We start from the raw sequence: 20,323 nt of genomic DNA, 5'->3' as shown, positions 1-20,323 counted from the left end.
CGGCCGAAGGACCGCCCATGATCCCGTTTCCCGATATTTCGCCTGACATTTTCAGCATCGACATCGGCCCGATGACGCTGACCCTGCGCTGGTACGCGATGGCCTATATCGTCGGACTTCTGCTGGGATGGTGGATCGTCACCAAAGCGGTGAAGACGCCCCGGCTCTGGGCACCCGGCACCGCGCCGATGACGGCCGAGCAGGTGGAGCGGCTGCTGACCTGGGTGATCCTGGGCGTCCTGCTGGGCGGACGGCTGGGCTATGTGATCTTCTACGATCCGGCAACCTATCTCGCCAATCCGGCCGCCATCGTGCAGGTCTGGAATGGCGGCATGTCTTTCCACGGCGGCTTTGCCGGGGTGGTGATCGCGGGGCTGTGGTTCTGCCGGCGCGAGAAGATCGCTCCGCTGAAGGTGGGCGATCTGTTCGGTCTGGCCGCCACGCCCGGACTTCTGCTGGGCCGTGTTGCCAATTTCATCAATGCCGAGCTGTGGGGCCGTCCGACCGACCTGCCCTGGGGCGTGATCTTCCCGGGCGAGGCCGCGCAGGCCTGCGCGGGGGTCACCGGCCTGTGCGCCCGCCACCCCAGCCAGCTCTATGAGGCGACGATGGAGGGGCTGATCCTGGGCGCGCTGCTGATCTGGCTGGTCTGGCGCCGCGGCGCGCTGCGCTTTCCGGGCCGGGTCATGGGTATCTTTATCGCGGGCTATGGCATCGCGCGCTTTCTGGTGGAATTCCTGCGCCAGCCCGATGCGCAATTCGTGACCGATGGCAACCCGCTGGGTCTGGCGCTGCATCTGGGCGGCTACGGGCTGACCATGGGCCAGCTTCTGTCACTGCCGATGATCGCCGTGGGCCTGTGGTTCGCCTTCCGCGCCCGGCCCGTCGCCGCCCCCGCCACGGCATGACCCCGCTGGCTGCCCTTCTGGCGGATCGCATCCGCGCGGGCGGGCCGCTGACCTTGGCGGATTACATGGCCGAGTGCCTGCTGCACCCGCTGCATGGCTATTACGCCACCCGCGATCCCTTCGGCACGGGCGGCGATTTCACCACCGCGCCCGAGATCAGCCAGATGTTCGGAGAGCTGCTGGGACTTGCCCTGGCGCAATACTGGCTGGACCTTGGCGCGCCCGCGCCTTTCGTGCTGGCAGAGCCGGGGCCCGGTCGCGGCACGCTGATGGCCGATGTTCTGCGCGCCACGCGGGCGGTCCCGGGCTTTCACGCGGCCGCGCAGATCTGGCTGGTCGAGGCCTCTCCCGTGCTGCGCGACCGGCAGCGGCAGGCGCTGGCGGGCCATGCGGTGCACTGGGCCGACCGGGTGGAGGATCTGCCCGACGGGCCGCTGTTCCTTTTGGCCAACGAATTCTTCGACGCCCTCCCCATCCGCCAGTTCACCCGCGGCCCGACGGGCTGGGACGAGACGGTCGTCGGCCTGTCCCCCGCGGGCGCCCTGCAGCTGGGCCGGGTGCCGGTGGCGGATCCCGGCCTGACCGCTGCCCCCGGCACCGTGGTCGAGATCTGCCCCGCCGCCCTGCCGATCGCCGCCCATCTGGGGACGCGCATCGCGGCACAGGGTGGGCTGGCGCTGATCCTGGACTATGGCGGTTGGGGCAGCCGCGGCGATACGTTTCAGGCGCTCCACCATCACACCTTTGCCGATCCGCTGGCCGCCCCGGGCGAGGCGGACCTGACCGCCCATGTCGATTTCCGCGCACTGGCGGCCGCGGCCCGGCCCGCCGCCCATGCCTTCACCACGCAAGGCACCCTGCTGAACGCGCTCGGCCTGCAAACCCGGGCCGAGCGTCTGGCGGCCAGACTTTCAGGCCCCGCCTTGCAGGCCCATCTTGCAGCGGCCCGCCGCTTGACCCATCCTGACGAGATGGGAACCCTGTTCAAGGCGCTGGCGCTTTATCCGCCCGGTGCCCCCACGCCTCCGGGCCTTGCGTGACGGACCGCATCAGATGCTTGAGATCATCACCTCCTCTGCCCTGCCCGTCCGCCACGGGTTCTTCACCCGCAAGGGCGGCGCCTCTTCGGGCGTGTTCGCCGGGCTGAACTGCGGCACCGGATCGTCCGACCAGACCGAGATCGTGGCCATCAACCGCGCCCGCGTGGCCGAGGCCATGGGTGTCGATGCCGGTGCGCTGGCCGCGGTGCATCAGGTGCATTCCGCCGATGTGGTGACCGTCGTCGGACCCACGGCCGACCGGCCGCGCGCCGATGCCCTGGTGACGGCTGCACCGGGGGTGGCCCTGTCGGTCCTGACCGCCGATTGCCAGCCGGTGCTGCTCGCCGATCCGCAGGCGCGGGTGATCGGCGCGGCCCATGCCGGCTGGCGCGGTGCGCTGGACGGGGTGCTGGAGGCGACGCTGGACGCGATGGAGGCCGCCGGCGCCCGGCGCGACAGGATCCGGGCCGTCATCGGCCCCTCGATCAGCCAGCCCGCCTATGAGGTCGGACAGGAGTTCTTTGACGCCTTTCTGGCCGAGGACCGCGACAACCACCGCTTCTTCACCCACAGCCCGGCCGGGCGCTATCTGTTCGACCTGCCCTCCTACGGGCTGCACCGGCTGCGCAGCGCGGGCGTGGGCCATGCGGAATGGACCGGCCACTGCACCTATCGCGATTCGGAGCGGTTCTTCAGCTATCGCCGCACCACCCATGCGGGTGAGGCAGATTATGGCCGTCTGATCTCGGCCATCCGGCTCTGACCGGCGCTGCGCCGCGGCGCGGCCACGATCCCGCCACAATTGCCGAAACAGTCCATGCGGATCTGGCGCATTATCCTTTAGATCAAGGAATTTTCTTGAAACGATGCTGACAATGCCCCGTGCGCCCCGGCATTGTTTCCGCACCGGAAAACGCCCCAATCCGGCGCCAATCCGTCCTAATGGCCGCCGCAATACCCGGTGAAACTGTCCTCAAGCCCGAAGAGGCACCACGAAGAGGATGGAGAGCAGAATGACCCAGACCATCAAGACCGAACGCCGCTGGCTGCGCAGCCTGATTGTCGCCTCGGCCGAGCCGCTGCCGAACTTCCCCTGGATGCGCGGTGAACGCCGCCGCCCCGCCGCACTGCAGGACAAGGCCGAAGCGCCGGTGGTCCTGCCCGTTCCGCATGTGCCGGTCTTCGGTCGTATGGGCGCCATCGCGGCCCGCTGATTCTATGGCGGCCCGATGCGATTCGCAGCCCGGCCGCCGTACCCCGCCGAGGCCAGCGCTCTGACCTGAAAGAGCGCGGCTTCGCCAAATCCTTGAGATTCCTTGGTTAATGATACCAGTGGCCCGAACCGGGCCACAGCCCGTCTTCAACATGAAGAACCTGCGGCAAGTATTTGACACACGGCCGTATTTCGGTCATCCTTTCAATCAGCAGATGTCCACTGCTGAAAGGATGGCCGGCGCGATTGTAAGACCCTACGGGGCCACCGCCGGACAGACCGCCCGAAGCGCGCTCACGCTTCAGGGTGGGGTTCAGGAAAGGCGGCCCCGGTGCTCCTCTGGCACATAACGGGGCCGCTTTCATTTTGCGGCCTTCGCCTGCGTTCGGTCCCCGCCCCCTGCCGCGCCCTCAGGCGCTGCGCGACAGCCGTTCTTCCAGCACCTCGAACGGCACGCCGGGCTGGTCCTTGGCACAGCGGATGACAAGGCTGGTCTTCACATTTGCCACATTCGCGGCCTTCAGCAGCTCTCCGGTCAGGAAGTTCTGGAAGGTGGACAGATCGGGCGAGACGCATTTCAGGATGAAGTCGATCTCGCCGTTCAGCATGTGGCATTCGCGGACCAGCGGCCACGACCGGCAGCGCTCCTCGAACGCCGAAAGGTCGGCTTCGGCTTGACTGTTCAGCCGGACCATGGCGAAAACCGCCACCTCGAACCCCAGTTCGCGGGCGTCGATATCGGCGTGATAGCCGGTGATGAAGCCCTGCTCCTCCAGCGTGCGGACCCGGCGCAGGCAGGGCGGCGCCGAAATGCCGACCCGGCTGGCCAGTTCGACATTGGTCATGCGGCCATCGGCCTGAAGCTCGGCCAGGATACGCCGGTCGATGTCGTCAAGCTTGTGGCCGGGCATGGCATTCTCCTTCATCCGCAGACTATCTAGGACGTTGGTCCCGATTGCGCAACAAAGTTTCAAACGCCGGAAATTAACACACGTTTGCATTGCGCCGCAGCGGCACAAGACGCAACGCGGCAGGGCTTTCGGCCAATCGCCGGGCAGATTATATGCGGTTCCGACAGATAGGGGACGATCATGGGCGAGACGCGGCACACCAAGGTTCTGATCATCGGCTCCGGCCCAGCGGGCTATACCGCGGCGGTCTATGCGGCGCGCGCGATGCTGGAACCGATCCTGATTCAGGGCCTGCAACCGGGCGGCCAGCTGACCATCACCACAGAGGTCGAGAACTGGCCGGGCCACAAGACCGTGCAGGGCCCCGACCTGATGGTCGAGATGGAAGAGCATGCCCGTGAAATGGGGGCCGAGATCATCGCGGATTACATCACCGCGCTGGACCTGTCGCAGCAGCCCTTCACTGCCACGGCCGACAGCGGCACGGCCTATACGGCGGATGCGGTGATTCTGGCCACCGGCGCGCAGGCGAAATGGCTGGGCCTGCCGTCGGAAGAGCGGTTCAAGGGCTTTGGCGTCTCAGCCTGTGCCACATGTGACGGGTTCTTCTACCGCGGCAAAGAGGTTGTGGTCATTGGCGGCGGCAATACCGCTGTGGAAGAGGCGCTGTTCCTGACCAATTTCGCCTCGAAAGTCACCGTGGTCCACCGCCGCGACAGCTTCCGCGCGGAAAAGATCATGCAGGACCGGCTGTTCAAGAACCCGAAGATTCAGGTGATCTGGGACAGCGAAGTGACCGAGGTTCTGGGCACCGACACCCCGCTTGGCGTCACCGCCGTGCGGGTCCGCAACGTGAAGACCGGCGCGGAACACGACCTGCCCTGCGCCGGGTTCTTCGTGGCGATCGGCCATGCGCCTGCCAGCGAATTGGTGAAGGATCAGCTGGAGCTGCACAACGGCGGCTATGTGAAGGTGGAGCCGGGCACGACCCGCACCTCGATCCCCGGTGTCTTTGCAGCGGGCGACCTGACCGACCATGTTTATCGTCAGGCCGTCACCAGCGCGGGCATGGGCTGCATGGCCGCGCTGGATGCGGAACGCTGGCTGGCCGGGCACTGACCCTTCAGGCGGGACGCAGCATCCGGCGCAGCGTCCCGTCCTTCAGCACGAACTGGTGCCACAGCGCCACCAGCGCATGGCCCGCCGCCAGAATCACCAGAAGATTGGCCATGAGCTGATGCGGCCCGCCCGCTGCGTCCTGCCCGCCGAACCATGCCACCATACCGGCCACCGGCATCAGCAGGATCAGAAGGTAAAGCAAGCCATGTCCGGCATGGGCGAGCTTTCCGGCCCATCCCGACGGCGCCGGCGGTGCGCCACGGATCAGGCGCAGCGCAATGCGGATCAGCGCAAGGACGAAGACCGACACGCCCACCCAGACATGCAAGGGCGCCACAGAGACTGTGACCGCTGCCCCTTCAAGCCTCTGGTCCAGGGCATCGCCCATGCCATCGCTGAAGATGTAGTTGAAAAGAATACCCAAGGCGATCAACCAGTGAATGGTGATCTGTGCGGCACTGTATCCTGTGGTTGTTTTCATGCTGGCCTCCTGCTGGCGACGTCAACGATACGTCACCGCGCCGGAATTCCGGCGCGGTCAGGAACCAGTGTAGCGTTTAATGAACGCTGACGGGCGCGAAATCATGCGCTTTGGCCAAATGGAAGGCAGATTGCCGGTCCGCCACCAGTGCCAGCCGCTGACCATCGGGCGCGTGGACCGAATAGATCACCTCGGCCCCGCCCACCTGTTCGCGCACCTCATCGGGCAGATCGGCCACGGGAACAGCACGGACATAGACGATCCGGCCCCCGGCGGCGGGAAATCCTTCGTATGGCGTGTTCATGACTTACTCCTTCCGTCCGATCCTGATGGTCTGCACAACCGTCTCCGGCACCTGCCGGCGCAGGTCGACATGCAAAAGCCCGTGCTCCATATGTGCGCCTGCCACTTCAACGCCGTCGGCCAGCACAAAGCTCCGCTGGAAAGCGCGCGACGCGATGCCACGGTGCAGGAACACCCGTTCCTGCGCATCGTCGCCCATGCGGCCGCGGATCACCAGCTGACGGTCCTCGACCGTGATCGACAGGTCTTCCTCGCGGAAACCGGCCACCGCCAAGGTGATGCGATAGGCGTTCTCGGTCACCGCCTCGATATTGTAGGGCGGATAACCTTCGCCCGATTTGGCCGTGCGCTCGACCAACCGTTCAAGCTGCTCGAACCCCAGAAGGAAGGGATGCGCGCCGAAGCTGAGTTTCGTCATCGTCGGACTGTCCTTGTGGTAAGCGACAATTCGCGGCGCAGACCCCATCCGGGCATCGCACGCCATGGGGTGAATATGGGGCGGCCGCGGTTCCCTCGCAAGGGTGGCCATCCGTTGCGCCACCGAAACACGGACGAACGCGGGAGAACGCGGACAGGCGCGAAAATTTATGCGCGAATCTTCACCGAATCGGGCAATTTCCTATATTCTGCGGTCAGGTAGCCAGAAGGACGCAGTCCCGCCATGAACGCCCCGTCGGAAATGAGCTTCGAAGACATGATCCGTGTGAAGCTTGAGGTCCTGCGACGCGAGCATCGCGATCTGGATGAGGCGATCCATGCGCTTGAAACCAACGGGCGCCCGGACATGCTGACGCTGCGGCGGCTGAAGAAGCAGAAGCTGGCGCTGAAGGACCAGATCACCCAGATCGAGGACCGGCTGATCCCCGATATCATTGCCTGACCGCGTGATCCTGCCGCTTGCCCCCTCCGGCCGCATTGGGTAATGCCCTTGAAAACCTTGGCTGGACAACCGTTGCGGGGGCCGGAATGACCGTATCCGTGGGCATCATCATGGGATCCCAGTCCGACTGGGCCACGATGCGCGAAGCCGCCCTGATTCTGGACGAGCTGGGCATTGCCTATGAGGCGAAGATCGTCTCGGCCCACCGCACCCCGGACCGGCTGTGGACCTATGGCAAGACAGCGGTGGACCGCGGGCTGAAGGTGATCATCGCAGGCGCGGGTGGGGCGGCGCATCTGCCGGGGATGATGGCGTCGAAGACCCGGGTGCCCGTGATCGGCGTTCCGGTGCAGACAAAGGCCCTGTCCGGCGTGGACAGCCTTTATTCCATCCTGCAGATGCCCAAGGGCTTTCCGGTGGCGACCATGGCCATCGGGGCTGCGGGCGCGGCCAACGCCGGGCTGATGGCCGCGGGCATTCTGGCCGTGTCGGACGCTGCCATCGCCGCCCGGCTGGACGCATGGCGCGACGCGCTCTCCGCCTCGATCCCGGACGAACCCAAAGACGACTGAGGCCCCCAAGGGCGCCGCGCCTCGGGCTTCGGGGGCAGGATACCGCATGAACACCCCGCTTCCGCAAGGCTCCGTCATCGGCATTCTGGGCGGCGGCCAGCTGGGCCGGATGCTCTCGGTCGCGGCCAGCCGTCTGGGCTATCGCTGCCATGTCTATGAACCCGGCCCGGGCGCCCCGGCGGGCCATGTTGCGGAAAGACTGATCACCGCTCCCTATGAGGATGAGGCCGCGCTGCGCGCCTTTGCCGAAGGCGTGGACGTGATCACCTATGAATTCGAGAACGTGCCGACTGCGGCGCTGGACCTGTTGGAAAGCCTGGCGCCGATCCGCCCCAACCGCCGGGCGCTGGCGGTGTCGCAGGACCGGATTTCGGAAAAGACCTTCCTCAACGGCCTTGGCCTTGTCACCGCGCCCTGGGCCGCCGTGGCCTCCGAAGATGACCTGCGCGCCGCCGTGGCGCAGATCGGCCTGCCCGCGATTCTGAAGACCACCCGGCTTGGCTATGACGGCAAAGGACAGGCCCGGCTGTCGTCCGAGGCCGACATTCCCGCCGCCTGGGCCGCCATGGCAGGCGCGCCATCGGTGCTGGAAGGCTTCGTGGATTTCCAGCGCGAGGTGTCTGTCGTCGCCGCCCGCGGGCTGGACGGCGCCGTTGCGGCCTTCGATCCCGGTGAGAATGTCCACCGCGAGGGCATCCTGCGCACCACCACCGTGCCCGCCAAGCTGACCCCCGGCCAGCGCAGTGATGCCGTGCTGCTGGCCGCCCGCATCCTGAACGCGCTGGATTATGTCGGCGTCATGGGGGTGGAGCTGTTCGTGACCCCCGCGGGCCTGCTGGTCAACGAAATCGCCCCCCGCGTCCACAACTCCGGCCACTGGACGCAGCAGGGCTGCACCGTGGACCAGTTCGAACAGCACATCCGCGCGGTTGTCGGCCTGCCCCTGGGCGACGGCGGCCGCTATGCCGATGTGGTGATGGAGAACCTGATCGGCGACGACGTGGACCGCGTGCCCGAGATCCTGAAAGACAAAACCGCCGCCCTGCATCTCTATGGCAAGGGCGCCCCGCGACCGGGGCGGAAGATGGGGCATGTGAACCGGGTGGTCCGGGGGTAGCGGGATGCCGACCCCAAGCGTTCGGTTGCTTCTGGACCAGTTGACGCTTGAAGAGAAACGCGCGCTGGTCCGCGTTCTGGGGCGTTGGGCAGATCAGGAATGGTATGTCGGCGTTCAGGAAGGGGCTTATTCGGCGCCAGAGGGCCGGATCGAGGATGTAATCCGCGGCAGCAGCCGTCCGTTTCGGGAGCATCTGTGCAACCTTGAGGGAACCCGCAACGAAGAGGCGGCGCTCGCCAAGGCGATTAGTGATATGTTCCGCGGCGTGAAGATCATGCAACGGGAGCGGATCGGGGGAAAGTTCAACACTTTTCTGCGCGCACATCTGACTGAACGGGTGTTTCGTCTGTATTTCGAATGTGCGGGCCTGAAGACAGAGTCCCTGCGGTTTGACGAGACTTTTCCGACCGATGACAGCTGGAATCTGACAAGCGAACGCGAACAATAGCAGACCGGGCCGGGTTAACAGCGGCGCCAGCCGCCCCGGCCAGCGCCCGACCGCCCCATGGGCGGGCGCTTCTGCGCCACCTCTGCATCTGTCAAGCCGCAGGAGAGGCCGCACGATAAAGCGCACCGCTCCACCGTCGGCAGCGCCGGCCCGCGGTCTGGCACCGGCCTCGGTTCCGCGTCAAACCTCCTCCACCATCACCACCCCCCGTATCGCCTTCAGCGCGCCTTTCACTTGCGGGCTGACCGGGTAGGGCTGCGGCAGTTCCAGGTCGATCTCGCGGCCGGTCTCGTCCGGCACGCACAAAGTGATGCGGGCGCGGTTGCGGCCTTCGACCTTGGCCAGCAGCGCGGCGATCGAGGCCACGGCATCTTCGCGGTTCAGGTGGATGCGCAGGTCGGCGGCCTGCGCCTGATCGGCGACCGTCTCGATGGGGGAAACCGCATTGGCCAAGAGCTTGACCCCCTCGCCCTCCGGGTCCACGCGAACGGTCAGCACCACGTTGCGCCCCGGCTCCAACTGGTCGCGCGCCACCTCCAGCACGTCGGAGAACACCGTCACCTCATAAAGCCCGGTGGGGTCCGAGCAGGCGACGAAGGCAAAGCGGTTGCCCTTGGCCGATTTCCGCTCCTGCCGCGCGCTGACGGCCCCGGCCAGACGGGCCACCATGGGCTGGCCGCGGGCCACCGCCTCCTGCGTGATTTCGGCCAGCGTTTTCACGCCCTGCCGCTTCAGCCCGGGCATGTAATCGTCCAGCGGGTGGCCGGAGAGGTAGAAGCCCACGGCCTGATGCTCATGCCCCAGCCGTTCGACCGGCAGCCAGTCGTCGCGCCAGCCGATCCGCGGCTCGGGGATGTCCGACCCCGCCTCACCGAACAGCGACACCTGCGAGGATGCCGCCGCCTCATGCACCGCGGCCGAGAAGGCCACCAGCGCATCCAGCCCCTCGAACACCCGGGCGCGGTTCGGCTCCAGCAGATCAAAGGCCCCGGCGCGGGCCAGCATTTCCAGCGGGCGCTTGCCGATCTTTTTCAGATCCACCCGGCGGGCGAAGTCGAAGAGCGAGGCGAAGGGCTTGTCCCCCCGCGCCTCGACGATGAGACCCATGGCGTCGACACCGACATTCTTCAGCGCGCCCAAAGCATAGACGACCTTGCCGTCCTTCACGTCGAATGTGGCCAGGCTGCGGTTGACGCAGGGGGGCACGACCTCAATCCCCATCCGGTCGAGTTCCCGCTTATACACCGCCAGCTTGTCGGTCAGATGGATATCGCAATTCATCACCCCGGCCATGAATTCGACGGGGTGATTGGCCTTCAGCCAGCCGGTCTGATAGCTGACCACCGCATAGGCGGCCGCGTGAGATTTGTTGAAGCCGTAGTTGGCGAACTTCTCCAGCAGGTCGAAGACCTCACCCGATTTCTTCGGGTCGATCTTGTGGGTCTTGGTGCAGCCTTCAATGAATTTGGGCCGCTCTTTCGCCATTTCCTCGGCGATCTTCTTGCCCATGGCCCGGCGCAGAAGGTCGGCACCGCCCAGCGAATAGCCCGCCATGACCTGTGCAATCTGCATCACCTGTTCCTGATAAACGATGATGCCCTGCGTTTCCTTCAGGATATGGTCAATGGTGGGGTGAATGCTCTCCAGCTCGCGGACGCCGTTCTTCACCTCGCAATAGACCGGGATATTCTCCATCGGGCCGGGGCGATAAAGTGCCACCAGCGCCACGATATCCTCGATGCAGGTGGGCTTCATGCGCCGCAGCGCATCCATCATGCCAGAGCTTTCCACCTGGAACACCGCCACCGTGCGGGCCGCGGAGTAAAGCTCATAGGTGGCCCCGTCATCCAGCGGGATATGGCCGATGTCATTCTCGGCCCCCGGCTTCGGCTCATAAAGAATGCGCCCGTCTGCGGCCTGATGCAGGGGGCGGCCCCCCTTCAGGATCAGGCTTATCGCATTCTGGATGACGGTCAGCGTCTTCAGACCCAGAAAGTCGAACTTCACCAGCCCCGCCGCTTCGACCCATTTCATGTTGAACTGGGTGGCGGGCATGTCGGACCGCGGATCCTGATAGAGCGGCACCAGCTGGTCCAGCGGCCGATCGCCGATCACCACACCCGCGGCATGGGTCCCGGCCGAACGATAGAGCCCCTCCACCTGTTCGGCATAAGTCAGAAGGCGCCCGACCACCTCCTCCTTCGCCGCCTCGCGCAGCCGCGGCTCATCGGCCAGCGCCTTGGTGATGGACACGGGCTTGACCCCGTCCAGCGGGATCATCTTGGCCAGCCGGTCCACCTGCCCATAGGACATCTGCAAGACGCGGCCCACGTCCCGCACCGCCATCTTGGACAGAAGCGCGCCGAAGGTGATGATCTGGGCCACCTTGTCGCGGCCGTATTTCTGCTGAACGTAGCGGATCACCTCTTCGCGGCGGTCCATGCAGAAGTCGATGTCGAAGTCAGGCATGCTGACCCGCTCGGGGTTCAGGAACCGTTCGAACAATAGGGCATAGCGCAAAGGGTCAAGGTCGGTGATGGTCAGCACATAGGCCACCAGCGACCCCGCGCCCGATCCGCGGCCGGGGCCGACCGGGATGCCCTGCGCCTTGCCCCATTTGATGAAGTCGGCCACGATCAGAAAGTAGCCCGGGAAGCCCATCTTCTCGATGATGCCCAGTTCGAACCGCAGCCGGTCCTCATATTCCTCGCGGCTGGCGGCCATCGGGATCACGGCAAGGCGCTTTTCCAACCCGTCCCAGGCCTGACGGCGCAGCTCCTCCACCTCATCCTCGGCAAAGATCGGCAGGATGGGTTTGCGCTTGTAGGCCATGAAGGCGCAGCGGCGGGCGATCTCGACCGTATTCTCCACCGCTTCGGGCAGATCGGCGAAAAGCGCGACCATCTCGGCTTCGGATTTCAGGTAATGCTGCGGGGTCAGGCGGCGGCGCGGCTCCTGCTGGTCGACATAGGCCCCCTCGGCAATGCAGATCAGCGCGTCATGCGCCTCATACATCTCGGTCTTGGGGAAATAGACATCGTTCGTCGCCACAAGGGGCAGGCCCATATCATAGGCCAGTTCGATCTGCCCGCGTTCGGATTGCGCCTCGGCCTCGGGCAGGGCGCCGCCCTCCACCGGATGGCGCTGCAGTTCCACATACAGCCGCCCCGGATAGATCGCCGCCAGCCGCTCCATCAGCGCGCGCGCCTTGGGCCCCTGCCCCTGCCGCAGGAAGCGGCCCACCGGCCCGTCCGGCCCGCCGGTCAGGCAGATCAGCCCCTCGGCATGGGCGGCCAGATCCTCCAGCGTGACCTGCACCAGCTGCCCGCCCTTGCCCAGATAAAGGCAGGAGTTCAGCTTCATCAGATTTTCATAGCCCGCCTCGGTCTGCGCCAGCAGCACCACCGGCGCAGGCATCCGCGGCTTTTCTCCGGGCTGTGCCGGATCATGGGCAAGGCTGACCTGACAGCCCAAGATGGGCTGAACCCCCGCATCCTTGGCATGGCTGGAAAACTCCAGCGCGCAGAACATGTTGTTCGTATCGGTCACCGCAATCGCCGGCATGTCGGCCGCCGCGGCCAGCTTGACCAGCTTCTTGACGGGGATGGCCCCCTCAAGCAGCGAATGTTCGGTATGGGTGCGAAGGTGGATGAATCGGGGGGCGCCAGACATGGCCTGACCCTATCAATCCCCGCCCTGCCACGGAAGGGCGCCCAGTTTTTCGGCAGATCACTTTCATTGAAAGCCATCAACTCCTTCATGTCTGCCGGACGGATTGAGGCTTGCCTTGAATCACCCGGCCCGGCTTGATTGACTTCAACCAGAATGAAGGGGCGCGTTGCCAGCTCTACGCCGCATCGGGCGGGCACGCAGGACGCCTCAAACGGGGGTATCGCGGCGGAACGATTGATGACCGAGGTTGCGTTTCTGCTGAACGGAACGCCCGTCCGCATCTCCGGCGAAAGCCCGGTGCGGACCCTGCTGGATTGGCTGCGCGAGGCGCGCGGCCTGAAAGGCACCAAAGAGGGCTGCAACGAAGGCGACTGTGGTGCCTGCACCGTCATGGTCACCGACCGCGACGGGGCAAAGGCGATGAACGCCTGCATCCTGTTCCTGCCGCAGCTGCAGGGCAAGGCGGTGCGCACGGTCGAAGGCATCTCCGGCCCCGGCGGTGCGCTGCACCCGGTCCAGCAGGCGATGATCGACCATCACGGCAGCCAGTGCGGCTTCTGCACCCCGGGCTTCATCACCTCGATGGCCGCCGCCCATGCGCAGGGCCGCACCGACCATGACGATGTGCTGTCCGGCAACCTCTGCCGCTGCACCGGCTATGCTCCCATCATCCGCGCCGCCACGGCCGCCGAAGGCACGCCGGTGCCGGACTGGATCGCCGCGGATGCGGATTTCATACTGGCCGAAATATCCTCGGGGGGTGAGGGCGAAGCCCGAGGGGGGCAGACAGCCCCCCTGCGCCCGCAGTCCACGGACGAACTGGCCGCGCTTTACGAGGCCACGCCCGGTGCCACGCTGATCGCCGGGGCCACCGATGTCGGCCTCTGGGTCACCAAGCAATTGCGCAACCTTTCGCCGGTGATTTTCCTGAATGGCATCCCCGAGCTTCAGAAGATCGAACAAACGGCCGAGACCATCCGCATCGGCGCCACAGCCACGGTCGAGGCACTGCGGCAGGCGATGGCCGGCCCGCATCCCTCCTTTGCCGAGCTTCTGCGGCGCTATGCCAGCCTGCCCGTCCGCAACTCTGCCACCATCGGCGGCAATGTGGCGAACGGCTCGCCCATCGGAGACGGGCCGCCCGCGCTGATCGCGCTTGGGGCCACGCTGCACCTGCGTCGCGGCGACAGCCGCCGCGATCTGCCGCTGGAGGAGTTTTTCCTCGACTACCGCAAGCAGGACCGCCAGCCCGGCGAATTTGTCGAGGCGCTGACCATCCCCGCCGCCGCGCCCGCGCTGCGCTGCTACAAAATCTCCAAACGCTTCGATCAGGACATTTCCGCCGTCTGCGGCTGTTTCAATCTGACGGTGACCAACGGGCAGATCACGGCGGCCCGCATCGCCTTTGGCGGTATGGCGGGCATCCCCAAACGTGCCGCACAGACCGAGGCGGCGCTTTTGGGCCAAAGCTGGTCTGAGGCGACCATCCGCGCCGCCATGCAGGCCATGGCGCAGGATTTCCAGCCGCTGTCGGACATGCGGGCCAGCGCGGATTACCGGCTGACCACGGCGCAAAACCTGCTGCTGCGCTATTTCCATGATCTGAACGGCAGCCCGGTTTCCGTGCTGGAGGTGGCGCCATGACCATGGGCAAGCCGCTTCCCCATGATTCCGCGCCGCTGCATGTGACCGGGCAGGCGCGTTATCTGGACGACATTCCCCTGCCCGCGGGCACGCTGCATCTGGCCTTTGGCCTGTCCACCATTGCCTGTGGCGAGATCACCGCGATGGACCTCTCGGCCGTGTGCGCCGCGCCCGGTGTGGTGCAGGTCATCACCGCCGAAGACCTGATCCGCGACTTCCACGGCATCCCGGATTGTTCGCCTTCTCTGGGGGATGAGCCGCTGCTCACCTCCTCGCAGGTGGAATTCCACGCCCGGCCCATCTTCATCGTGGTGGCCGAAACCCATCTGGCCGCGCGCAAGGCGGCGCGTCTGGGCAAGATCAGCTATGCGGAAAAGCCCGCCCTTCTGACACCGGAAGAGGCCCTCGCCGCCAATTCCCGTTTCGAACAGGGCCCCTCCGTCTGGACCCGCGGCGATGCCGCCGCGGCCATCGCCACCGCCCCCCATGTGCTGGAGGGGGAGCTGGAGGTCGGCGGGCAGGAGCACTTTTATCTGGAAGGCCAGATCGCCGCAGCCCTGCCCGGCGACGATGGCGGGATGCATGTCTATTCCTCGACCCAGCACCCGACCGAGGTTCAGCACAAGGTCGCCCATGCGCTGCACCTGCCGATGTCTGCCGTCCGGGTCGAGACGCGGCGAATGGGCGGCGGTTTCGGCGGCAAGGAAAGTCAGGGCAACTGGCTGGCCATCGCCTGTGCCCTGGCCGCGCGGCTGACCGGACGCGCGGTCAAGATGCGCTACGACCGCGACGACGATATGGTCATCACCGGCAAGCGGCACGATATCAAGGTCCGCTACAAGGTGGGTTATGACGACGAAGGCCGGGTTCTGGGCGTGGATTATGTCCACCTCGTCCGCTGCGGCTGGAGCCAGGACCTGTCGCTGGCGGTGGCCGACCGCGCCATGCTGCATGCGGAAAACTGCTACTGGATGCCCAACATCCGCATCGAAAGCCACCGGCTGAAGACCAACACCGCCTCGGGCACCGCCTATCGCGGCTTTGGCGGGCCGCAGGGGATCATCGGGGCAGAGCGGGTGATGGACCACATCGCATTCGCCCTGAAGAAGGACCCGGTCGAGATCCGCCGCGTGAACTATTACGCGGAGATGGAACATGCCCGCACCGGGCCGGGCACCGGCCAGCGCTATGCCGGGCCGCATTCCCGCCCGTCGAACACACAGCAGACCACACCCTACGGCATGCCGGTGGAGGATTTCATCGGCCGGGCGATGACCGATGACTTGCTGAAATCCTGCAACTATGAGGGGCGGAAGGCCGAAATCGCCGCCTGGAATGCGAAAAATCTGATCCTGAAGCGCGGGATCGGCTTCAGCCCGGTGAAGTTCGGGATTTCCTTCACGCTCACATGGCTCAATCAGGCGGGGGCGCTGGTCCATGTCTATCAGGACGGCTCCGTCCACCTGAACCATGGCGGAACCGAGATGGGTCAGGGCCTGAACCAGAAGGTCGCGCAGGTGGTGGCCCATGTCTTCGGCGTGGATACCGCAGCGGTGAAGATCACCGCGACCGATACGGGGAAGGTGCCGAACACCTCGGCCACGGCGGCCAGTTCCGGCTCTGACCTGAACGGCATGGCGGCGCGGCAGGCGGCGGAAGTGATCCGCGACCGGATGGCCGCCTATCTGGCCGAAAAGCACCAGGTCGCGGTAGAGAAGGTCCGCTTCGCCGACGGCATGGTCAGCGTGGCAGGCGAAAGCTACCCGTTCGAAAAAGTCGCCGCTTGGGCCTATCAGTCGCGGATCTCGCTATCCTCGACCGGGTTCTATGCCACGCCCAAGATCACATGGGACCGGGTGAAGGGTCAGGGCCGGCCGTTCTTCTACTTCGCCTATGGCGTCGCCGTCAGCGAGGTGGTGATCGACACGCTGACCGGCGAAAACCGCATCCTGCGGGCGGATATCCTGCATGACACCGGGTCCAGCCTGAACCCCGCTTTGGACATCGGACAGGTCGAGGGCGCCTATGTGCAGGGCGCGGGCTGGCTGACGACCGAGGAGCTGGTCTGGGACGGCAAGGGCCGGCTTTCGACCCATGCCCCCAGCACCTACAAGATCCCCGCCTGTTCGGACCGGCCGCGCATCTTCAACGTGCGGCTGTGGGACCAGCCGAACCGCGAAGATGCCGTGGGCAAGTCCAAGGCCGTGGGCGAACCGCCGTTCAACCTTGGCATCTCGGCCTTCCTCGCGCTCAGCCATGCGGTAGAAGCCTGCGGCGACGGCACGATCTATCCCGATCTGCGGGCGCCCGCCACGGCCGAGGCGGTGCTGGCCGCCATCGCCCGGGTGCGTCATGTTTGATCTGACCGCACTCCAGGCCGCCGTGGCCGCCCATGGCCGCGTGGCGCGGCTGGTGGTGGCGGCTCATGACGGATCCTCCCCGCGCGAGGTGGGGGCGGCAATGCTGGTCTGGGCCGAAGGGGACAGCGGCACCATCGGCGGCGGCGCGCTGGAATGGGAAGCGGTCACCCGTGCCCGGGCCATGCTGGCCGCTGCAGGGCCGGCGGGCGGCGCCCGGCTGGACCGTGAGGCGCTTGGCCCCAAGCTGGGCCAATGCTGCGGCGGGGCGGTGTCTGTCCTGACCGAAATTTATGACGATGCCGCCGCCATGGCGCTGGAGGGGCAGGACGTTGTCGCCCGCCCCGTGTCGGTCCACCCGGTTTCCTCGGGGCCTTCACCGGCAGACCCGATGCCGCTGATGGTGAAGCGGCTGATCGCGGATGCCCGTGGCAAGGGGCAGGCCCCTGCACCGCAACTGGTGCAGGGATGGATGGTCGAACCCCTCGCCCGGCCGCAACGGGAAATCTGGGTCTGGGGCGCGGGCCATGTGGGCCGGGCGCTGGTGGCGGTGCTGGCGCCGCTGCCCGGGCTGCATCTGACATGGATCGACACGGCACGGTCCCGGTTTCCGGACAACATCCCCGCGGGCGTTGACCCGCTGTGGACTGCCACCCCCGAACGGCTGGCCGATCATGCCCCGACGGGTGCGGAACATCTGATCGTCACCTATTCGCATGCGCTGGACCTTGAGCTGTGCCACCGCCTGCTGAAACGGGACTTCCGGGGGCTGGGGCTGATCGGCTCGGCCACGAAATGGGCGCGGTTCCGGTCGCGTCTGGCGCATCTGGGCCATGCGCCGCAAGAAATTGCCCGCATCGCCTGCCCCATCGGCGACCCGGGCCTGGGAAAGCATCCGCAGGCCATTGCCGTCGGGGTGGCAGTTGACCTATTGAAAAATAAAAACAAATCCGAGACGGAGATCACGGATGACTTCAGGGACGGAAATCACGAACGACACGCTTCTGCGGCTGGAGGGTCTGACCAAGGCCTATCCGGGCGTGGTGGCGAATAGCGATGTCTCCTTCAGCATCGGCACCGGAGAGGTGCATGCCCTGCTGGGAGAGAACGGCGCGGGAAAATCGACACTGGTCAAGATGATTTACGGGCTGGTGAAGCCCGACACAGGACGCATGACCCTGCGCGGCAAGCCCTATGCCCCGGCAAAACCGGCCGAGGCGCGGCGGTTGGGCGTGGCGATGGTCTTCCAGCACTTCAGCCTGTTCGAGGCGCTGACCGTGGCCGAGAATGTCGCGCTTGGCATGGAAAGCCCGCCGCCGATGCGAGAGCTTTCGGCCCGTATCCGTGCCGTCAGCGAGGAATACGGCCTGCCGCTGGACCCAGGCCGCATGATCGGCGATCTGTCCGCGGGCGAACGCCAGCGGGTGGAGATCATCCGCTGCCTGCTGCAGGACCCCAAGCTTCTGATCATGGACGAACCGACTTCGGTGCTGACCCCGCAGGAGGTGGAGATCCTGTTCAAGACCCTGCGCCAGCTGCGGGATGAGGGGACCTCGATCCTTTACATCAGCCACAAGCTGGAAGAGATCCGCGCCTTGTGTGACGAGGCGACGATCCTCCGCCGTGGCCGGGTGGTGGCAACCTGCACCCCGCGCGACCGGACGGCGCGCGAGATGGCGGAACTTATGGTCGGCGCCACCCTTGGCACGCCGACCCGCAGCTCCAGCCCGAAGGGCGAAGTGGCGCTTGGTGTCAGCGATCTGTCTGCCGCCTCGCCCATTCCCTTCGGCACTTCGCTGAAAGCAGTCAGCTTCACCGTGGCGAAGGGAGAGGTTCTGGGCATTGCCGGTGTGGCGGGCAACGGTCAGGACGAGCTGTTGCTGGCCCTGTCGGGCGAATTGCGGACCGAACCTGACAAGGTACGGCTCAACAGCCGGCCGGTGGGCGATCTGGGTCCGGCGGACCGGCGCCGTGCGGGTATGGTCGCCGCGCCCGAAGACCGCTACGGCCATGCGGCTGCCCCGGACATGAGCCTGATCGAAAACGGCTTTTTGACCGCGGCCATCCGCAAGGGGCTGACCCGCAGCGGCTTTGTCGACTGGGGCAAGACCCGCAGCTTTGCCGAAGAGATCATTGCCGATTACGACGTGCGCACCCCCGGTCCGGGCGTGGCCGCGCGGGCGTTGTCGGGCGGCAATCTGCAGAAATTCCTGATGGGGCGCGAACTGAAGCAGGGCGCCGATGTCATCGTCATCAATCAGCCCACCTGGGGCGTGGATGCGGCGGCGGCGGCCTCGATCCGGCAGAAGATTCTGGACTGTGCGGCCGCGGGCGCGGCCCTTGTCGTGATCAGCCAGGATCTGGATGAGCTGATGGAGATTTCCGACAGCTTTGCCGTGCTGAACGAAGGGCGGCTGACAAAGCCCCGCCCGGCACAGGGCCTGACCATCGACGAGATCGGGCTGATGATGGGCGGCGCCCACGGGATGGAGGTCGCACATCATGCTGAGGCTTGAGAAACGGCCGACGCCGTCGAAATTCTGGCTGTATGCCACGCCGGTGGTGGCCGTGGTACTGACCATGCTGGCGGGCGGGCTTCTGTTCGCGCTGATGGGCAAGAACCCCTTCGCGGTGATCCGGACCATCTTCTGGGACCCGGTGTTCGGCGAATTCGCCTTCTATTACCGCAGCCAGCTTCTGGTGAAAGCCGGGCCGCTGATCCTGATCGCCATCGGCCTTGCACTGGGGTTCCGGGCGGGGATCTGGAACATCGGGGCCGAGGGCCAGTATATCATGGGCGCGATCATCGGCGCCTCGGTCGCGCTGGCCTTCTATCCGGGTGATCCGGTGCAGGTCCGCTGGTTCGGCGGGCTGGTGGAATTCACCTGGGGCGCCACCCTGCCCCGCCCGGTGCTGTTCCCGCTGGCGGTGATGGCGGGCGCGCTTGGCGGCTGGTTCTGGGCGATGATCCCGGCCTTTCTGAAGACCCGTTTCAACACGAACGAAATCCTAGTCTCGCTGATGCTGGTCTATGTGGCGGAAACCATTTTGGCCAAGGCCGCGACCGGATTTCTGCGCAGCCCGCAGGGCATGGGCTTTCCGGGCAGCCGCAGCTTTACCTCCTTCCCCGATGCCGCGAACCCCGAGCTGATCGCCGGTTCCGGCCTGCATTGGGGCGGGGTGACCGCGCTGGCGGTGGCGGTGCTGGCCTATATCCTGCTGACCCGGCACCTTCTGGGGTTCCAGATCCGGCTGGCCGGGCAGGCGCCACGCGCCGCGCGGTTCCACGGGGTCAGCCCGACCCGGCTGGTTCTGCTGTGCATGGGGATTTCCGGCGCGCTGGCAGGCCTTGCCGGCTGGTTCGAGGTGTCGGGTCCCGCAGGCCAGATCTCGATCGACTTCAACACCGGCTACGGTTTCACTGCGATCATCGTGGCCTTCCTTGGCCGGCTGAACCCCCTTGGCATCGTGCTGGCGGGCTTCCTGATGGCGCTGACCTATGTGGGGGGCGACATGGCCTCGACCGATCTTGGCCTGCCGCGGGCGGCAATCCAGGTGTTCCAGGGCATGCTGTTGTTCTTCCTTCTGGGCGTGGATGTGATGACGAACTACCGCTTCCGCATGACGGCGGGCGGGCTGGCGAAAGGGGCCAAATAAG

19 protein-coding genes are annotated in these 20,323 nt (G+C 66.0%); 14 read left to right on the top strand and 5 right to left on the bottom strand.

Annotated elements, in window-relative coordinates:
• Nucleotides 1-17: 17 nt before the first annotated feature.
• The 4 genes from lgt (at nucleotide 18) to ACO2Q5_RS09595 (ending at nucleotide 3,162) form a co-directional block, all read left to right on the top strand.
• Nucleotides 18-908 (top strand): prolipoprotein diacylglyceryl transferase, encoded by an 891-nt coding sequence (lgt, locus tag ACO2Q5_RS09610; RefSeq protein ID WP_423290331.1) that lies wholly within the window; start codon nucleotides 18-20, stop codon nucleotides 906-908.
• A complete protein-coding gene (locus ACO2Q5_RS09605; RefSeq protein ID WP_423290329.1) occupies nucleotides 905-1,948 on the top strand; it encodes a class I SAM-dependent methyltransferase in 1,044 nt (347 codons plus the stop codon). Before lgt ends, ACO2Q5_RS09605 begins: the two co-directional genes overlap by 4 nt.
• 13 nt (nucleotides 1,949-1,961) lie before the next feature.
• Complete coding sequence (pgeF, locus tag ACO2Q5_RS09600; protein ID WP_423290327.1) at nucleotides 1,962-2,711, top strand: peptidoglycan editing factor PgeF; 750 nt, start codon at nucleotides 1,962-1,964, stop codon at nucleotides 2,709-2,711.
• Nucleotides 2,712-2,961: 250 nt separating this feature from the next.
• A complete protein-coding gene (locus ACO2Q5_RS09595; RefSeq protein WP_423290325.1) occupies nucleotides 2,962-3,162 on the top strand; it encodes a hypothetical protein in 201 nt (66 codons plus the stop codon).
• A gap of 409 nt (nucleotides 3,163-3,571) precedes the next feature.
• Here ACO2Q5_RS09595 and ACO2Q5_RS09590 read toward each other — a convergent pair whose 3' ends face one another.
• A complete protein-coding gene (locus tag ACO2Q5_RS09590; protein WP_423290323.1) occupies nucleotides 3,572-4,072 on the bottom strand; it encodes an Lrp/AsnC family transcriptional regulator in 501 nt (166 codons plus the stop codon).
• Between the two features lie 180 nt (nucleotides 4,073-4,252).
• Here ACO2Q5_RS09590 and trxB point away from each other — a divergent pair, with 180 nt between their 5' ends.
• Complete coding sequence (gene trxB / locus ACO2Q5_RS09585) at nucleotides 4,253-5,191, top strand: thioredoxin-disulfide reductase (RefSeq protein ID WP_423290321.1); 939 nt, start codon at nucleotides 4,253-4,255, stop codon at nucleotides 5,189-5,191.
• 4 nt (nucleotides 5,192-5,195) lie between these two features.
• Here the strand turns inward: trxB and ACO2Q5_RS09580 are convergent, their stop codons facing one another.
• The 3 genes from ACO2Q5_RS09580 to ACO2Q5_RS09570 all read right to left on the bottom strand — a co-directional run bounded on the left by ACO2Q5_RS09580 (nucleotide 5,196) and on the right by ACO2Q5_RS09570 (nucleotide 6,393).
• A complete protein-coding gene (locus ACO2Q5_RS09580) occupies nucleotides 5,196-5,672 on the bottom strand; it encodes a cytochrome b (protein ID WP_423290319.1) in 477 nt (158 codons plus the stop codon).
• A gap of 76 nt (nucleotides 5,673-5,748) precedes the next feature.
• On the bottom strand, nucleotides 5,749-5,976 hold the full coding sequence (locus tag ACO2Q5_RS09575; protein WP_423290317.1) for a DUF1150 family protein: 228 nt from the start codon (nucleotides 5,974-5,976) through the stop codon (nucleotides 5,749-5,751).
• Between the two features lie 3 nt (nucleotides 5,977-5,979).
• Nucleotides 5,980-6,393, bottom strand: a complete 414-nt coding sequence (locus tag ACO2Q5_RS09570) for an Hsp20 family protein (RefSeq protein ID WP_423290315.1) — start codon at nucleotides 6,391-6,393, stop codon at nucleotides 5,980-5,982.
• Between the two features lie 243 nt (nucleotides 6,394-6,636).
• On the opposite strand from ACO2Q5_RS09570, the gene ACO2Q5_RS09565 reads away from it, so the two are divergent.
• From ACO2Q5_RS09565 to ACO2Q5_RS09550, 4 genes are all read left to right on the top strand, one after another.
• Complete coding sequence (locus ACO2Q5_RS09565; RefSeq protein WP_423290313.1) at nucleotides 6,637-6,855, top strand: YdcH family protein; 219 nt, start codon at nucleotides 6,637-6,639, stop codon at nucleotides 6,853-6,855.
• Nucleotides 6,856-6,941: 86 nt separating this feature from the next.
• On the top strand, nucleotides 6,942-7,427 hold the full coding sequence (purE, locus tag ACO2Q5_RS09560; protein ID WP_423290311.1) for a 5-(carboxyamino)imidazole ribonucleotide mutase: 486 nt from the start codon (nucleotides 6,942-6,944) through the stop codon (nucleotides 7,425-7,427).
• A 46-nt stretch (nucleotides 7,428-7,473) separates the two neighbouring features.
• Nucleotides 7,474-8,544 carry a 5-(carboxyamino)imidazole ribonucleotide synthase gene (locus ACO2Q5_RS09555; protein WP_423290309.1) on the top strand — a complete coding sequence of 357 codons (1,071 nt, stop codon included), beginning with the start codon at nucleotides 7,474-7,476 and terminating at the stop codon, nucleotides 8,542-8,544.
• 25 nt (nucleotides 8,545-8,569) lie between these two features.
• The gene (locus ACO2Q5_RS09550; protein ID WP_423290307.1) at nucleotides 8,570-8,992 is read left to right on the top strand and encodes a hypothetical protein; all 423 of its coding nucleotides are present in this window, start codon (nucleotides 8,570-8,572) and stop codon (nucleotides 8,990-8,992) included.
• Nucleotides 8,993-9,172: 180 nt separating this feature from the next.
• On the opposite strand, the gene dnaE is transcribed toward ACO2Q5_RS09550, so the two are convergent.
• Nucleotides 9,173-12,664, bottom strand: coding sequence for a DNA polymerase III subunit alpha (gene dnaE / locus ACO2Q5_RS09545; protein ID WP_423290305.1), 3,492 nt, complete (start codon nucleotides 12,662-12,664; stop codon nucleotides 9,173-9,175).
• Nucleotides 12,665-12,901: 237 nt separating this feature from the next.
• Here dnaE and xdhA point away from each other — a divergent pair, with 237 nt between their 5' ends.
• The 5 genes from xdhA to ACO2Q5_RS09520 are packed head-to-tail and all read left to right on the top strand — an operon-like array spanning nucleotide 12,902 to nucleotide 20,322.
• Entirely contained in the window at nucleotides 12,902-14,308 is a 1,407-nt protein-coding gene (xdhA, locus tag ACO2Q5_RS09540; protein ID WP_423290303.1) for a xanthine dehydrogenase small subunit, read from the top strand.
• Complete coding sequence (xdhB, locus tag ACO2Q5_RS09535) at nucleotides 14,305-16,668, top strand: xanthine dehydrogenase molybdopterin binding subunit (RefSeq protein WP_423290301.1); 2,364 nt, start codon at nucleotides 14,305-14,307, stop codon at nucleotides 16,666-16,668. The genes xdhA and xdhB overlap by 4 nt, the downstream gene beginning before the upstream one ends.
• Nucleotides 16,661-17,719, top strand: coding sequence for a xanthine dehydrogenase accessory protein XdhC (gene xdhC, locus ACO2Q5_RS09530; RefSeq protein ID WP_423290299.1), 1,059 nt, complete (start codon nucleotides 16,661-16,663; stop codon nucleotides 17,717-17,719). The genes xdhB and xdhC overlap by 8 nt, the downstream gene beginning before the upstream one ends.
• Nucleotides 17,634-19,181, top strand: coding sequence for an ABC transporter ATP-binding protein (locus ACO2Q5_RS09525; RefSeq protein WP_423290297.1), 1,548 nt, complete (start codon nucleotides 17,634-17,636; stop codon nucleotides 19,179-19,181). The genes xdhC and ACO2Q5_RS09525 overlap by 86 nt, the downstream gene beginning before the upstream one ends.
• On the top strand, nucleotides 19,168-20,322 hold the full coding sequence (locus ACO2Q5_RS09520) for an ABC transporter permease (protein ID WP_423290295.1): 1,155 nt from the start codon (nucleotides 19,168-19,170) through the stop codon (nucleotides 20,320-20,322). Before ACO2Q5_RS09525 ends, ACO2Q5_RS09520 begins: the two co-directional genes overlap by 14 nt.
• Nucleotide 20,323: the final 1 nt, after the last annotated feature.

The organism is Neotabrizicola sp. VNH66 (genome assembly GCF_049445895.1).
In the GTDB taxonomy this organism is placed as follows: domain Bacteria; phylum Pseudomonadota; class Alphaproteobacteria; order Rhodobacterales; family Rhodobacteraceae; genus Pseudogemmobacter.
The sequence above is the reverse complement of the archived record's forward strand: the minus strand, read 5'-3'. Positions and strand labels throughout refer to the sequence as shown.

Coding starts and splice junctions, on each gene's coding strand:
- lgt (WP_423290331.1), top strand. CDS start 18: ATGATCCCGTTTCCCGATATTTCGCCTGACATTTTCAGCATCGACATC.
- ACO2Q5_RS09605 (WP_423290329.1), top strand. CDS start 905: ATGACCCCGCTGGCTGCCCTTCTGGCGGATCGCATCCGCGCGGGCGGG.
- pgeF (WP_423290327.1), top strand. CDS start 1,962: ATGCTTGAGATCATCACCTCCTCTGCCCTGCCCGTCCGCCACGGGTTC.
- ACO2Q5_RS09595 (WP_423290325.1), top strand. CDS start 2,962: ATGACCCAGACCATCAAGACCGAACGCCGCTGGCTGCGCAGCCTGATT.
- ACO2Q5_RS09590 (WP_423290323.1), bottom strand. CDS start 4,072: ATGCCCGGCCACAAGCTTGACGACATCGACCGGCGTATCCTGGCCGAG.
- trxB (WP_423290321.1), top strand. CDS start 4,253: ATGGGCGAGACGCGGCACACCAAGGTTCTGATCATCGGCTCCGGCCCA.
- ACO2Q5_RS09580 (WP_423290319.1), bottom strand. CDS start 5,672: ATGAAAACAACCACAGGATACAGTGCCGCACAGATCACCATTCACTGG.
- ACO2Q5_RS09575 (WP_423290317.1), bottom strand. CDS start 5,976: ATGAACACGCCATACGAAGGATTTCCCGCCGCCGGGGGCCGGATCGTC.
- ACO2Q5_RS09570 (WP_423290315.1), bottom strand. CDS start 6,393: ATGACGAAACTCAGCTTCGGCGCGCATCCCTTCCTTCTGGGGTTCGAG.
- ACO2Q5_RS09565 (WP_423290313.1), top strand. CDS start 6,637: ATGAACGCCCCGTCGGAAATGAGCTTCGAAGACATGATCCGTGTGAAG.
- purE (WP_423290311.1), top strand. CDS start 6,942: ATGACCGTATCCGTGGGCATCATCATGGGATCCCAGTCCGACTGGGCC.
- ACO2Q5_RS09555 (WP_423290309.1), top strand. CDS start 7,474: ATGAACACCCCGCTTCCGCAAGGCTCCGTCATCGGCATTCTGGGCGGC.
- dnaE (WP_423290305.1), bottom strand. CDS start 12,664: ATGTCTGGCGCCCCCCGATTCATCCACCTTCGCACCCATACCGAACAT.
- xdhA (WP_423290303.1), top strand. CDS start 12,902: ATGACCGAGGTTGCGTTTCTGCTGAACGGAACGCCCGTCCGCATCTCC.
- xdhB (WP_423290301.1), top strand. CDS start 14,305: ATGACCATGGGCAAGCCGCTTCCCCATGATTCCGCGCCGCTGCATGTG.
- xdhC (WP_423290299.1), top strand. CDS start 16,661: ATGTTTGATCTGACCGCACTCCAGGCCGCCGTGGCCGCCCATGGCCGC.
- ACO2Q5_RS09525 (WP_423290297.1), top strand. CDS start 17,634: ATGACTTCAGGGACGGAAATCACGAACGACACGCTTCTGCGGCTGGAG.
- ACO2Q5_RS09520 (WP_423290295.1), top strand. CDS start 19,168: ATGCTGAGGCTTGAGAAACGGCCGACGCCGTCGAAATTCTGGCTGTAT.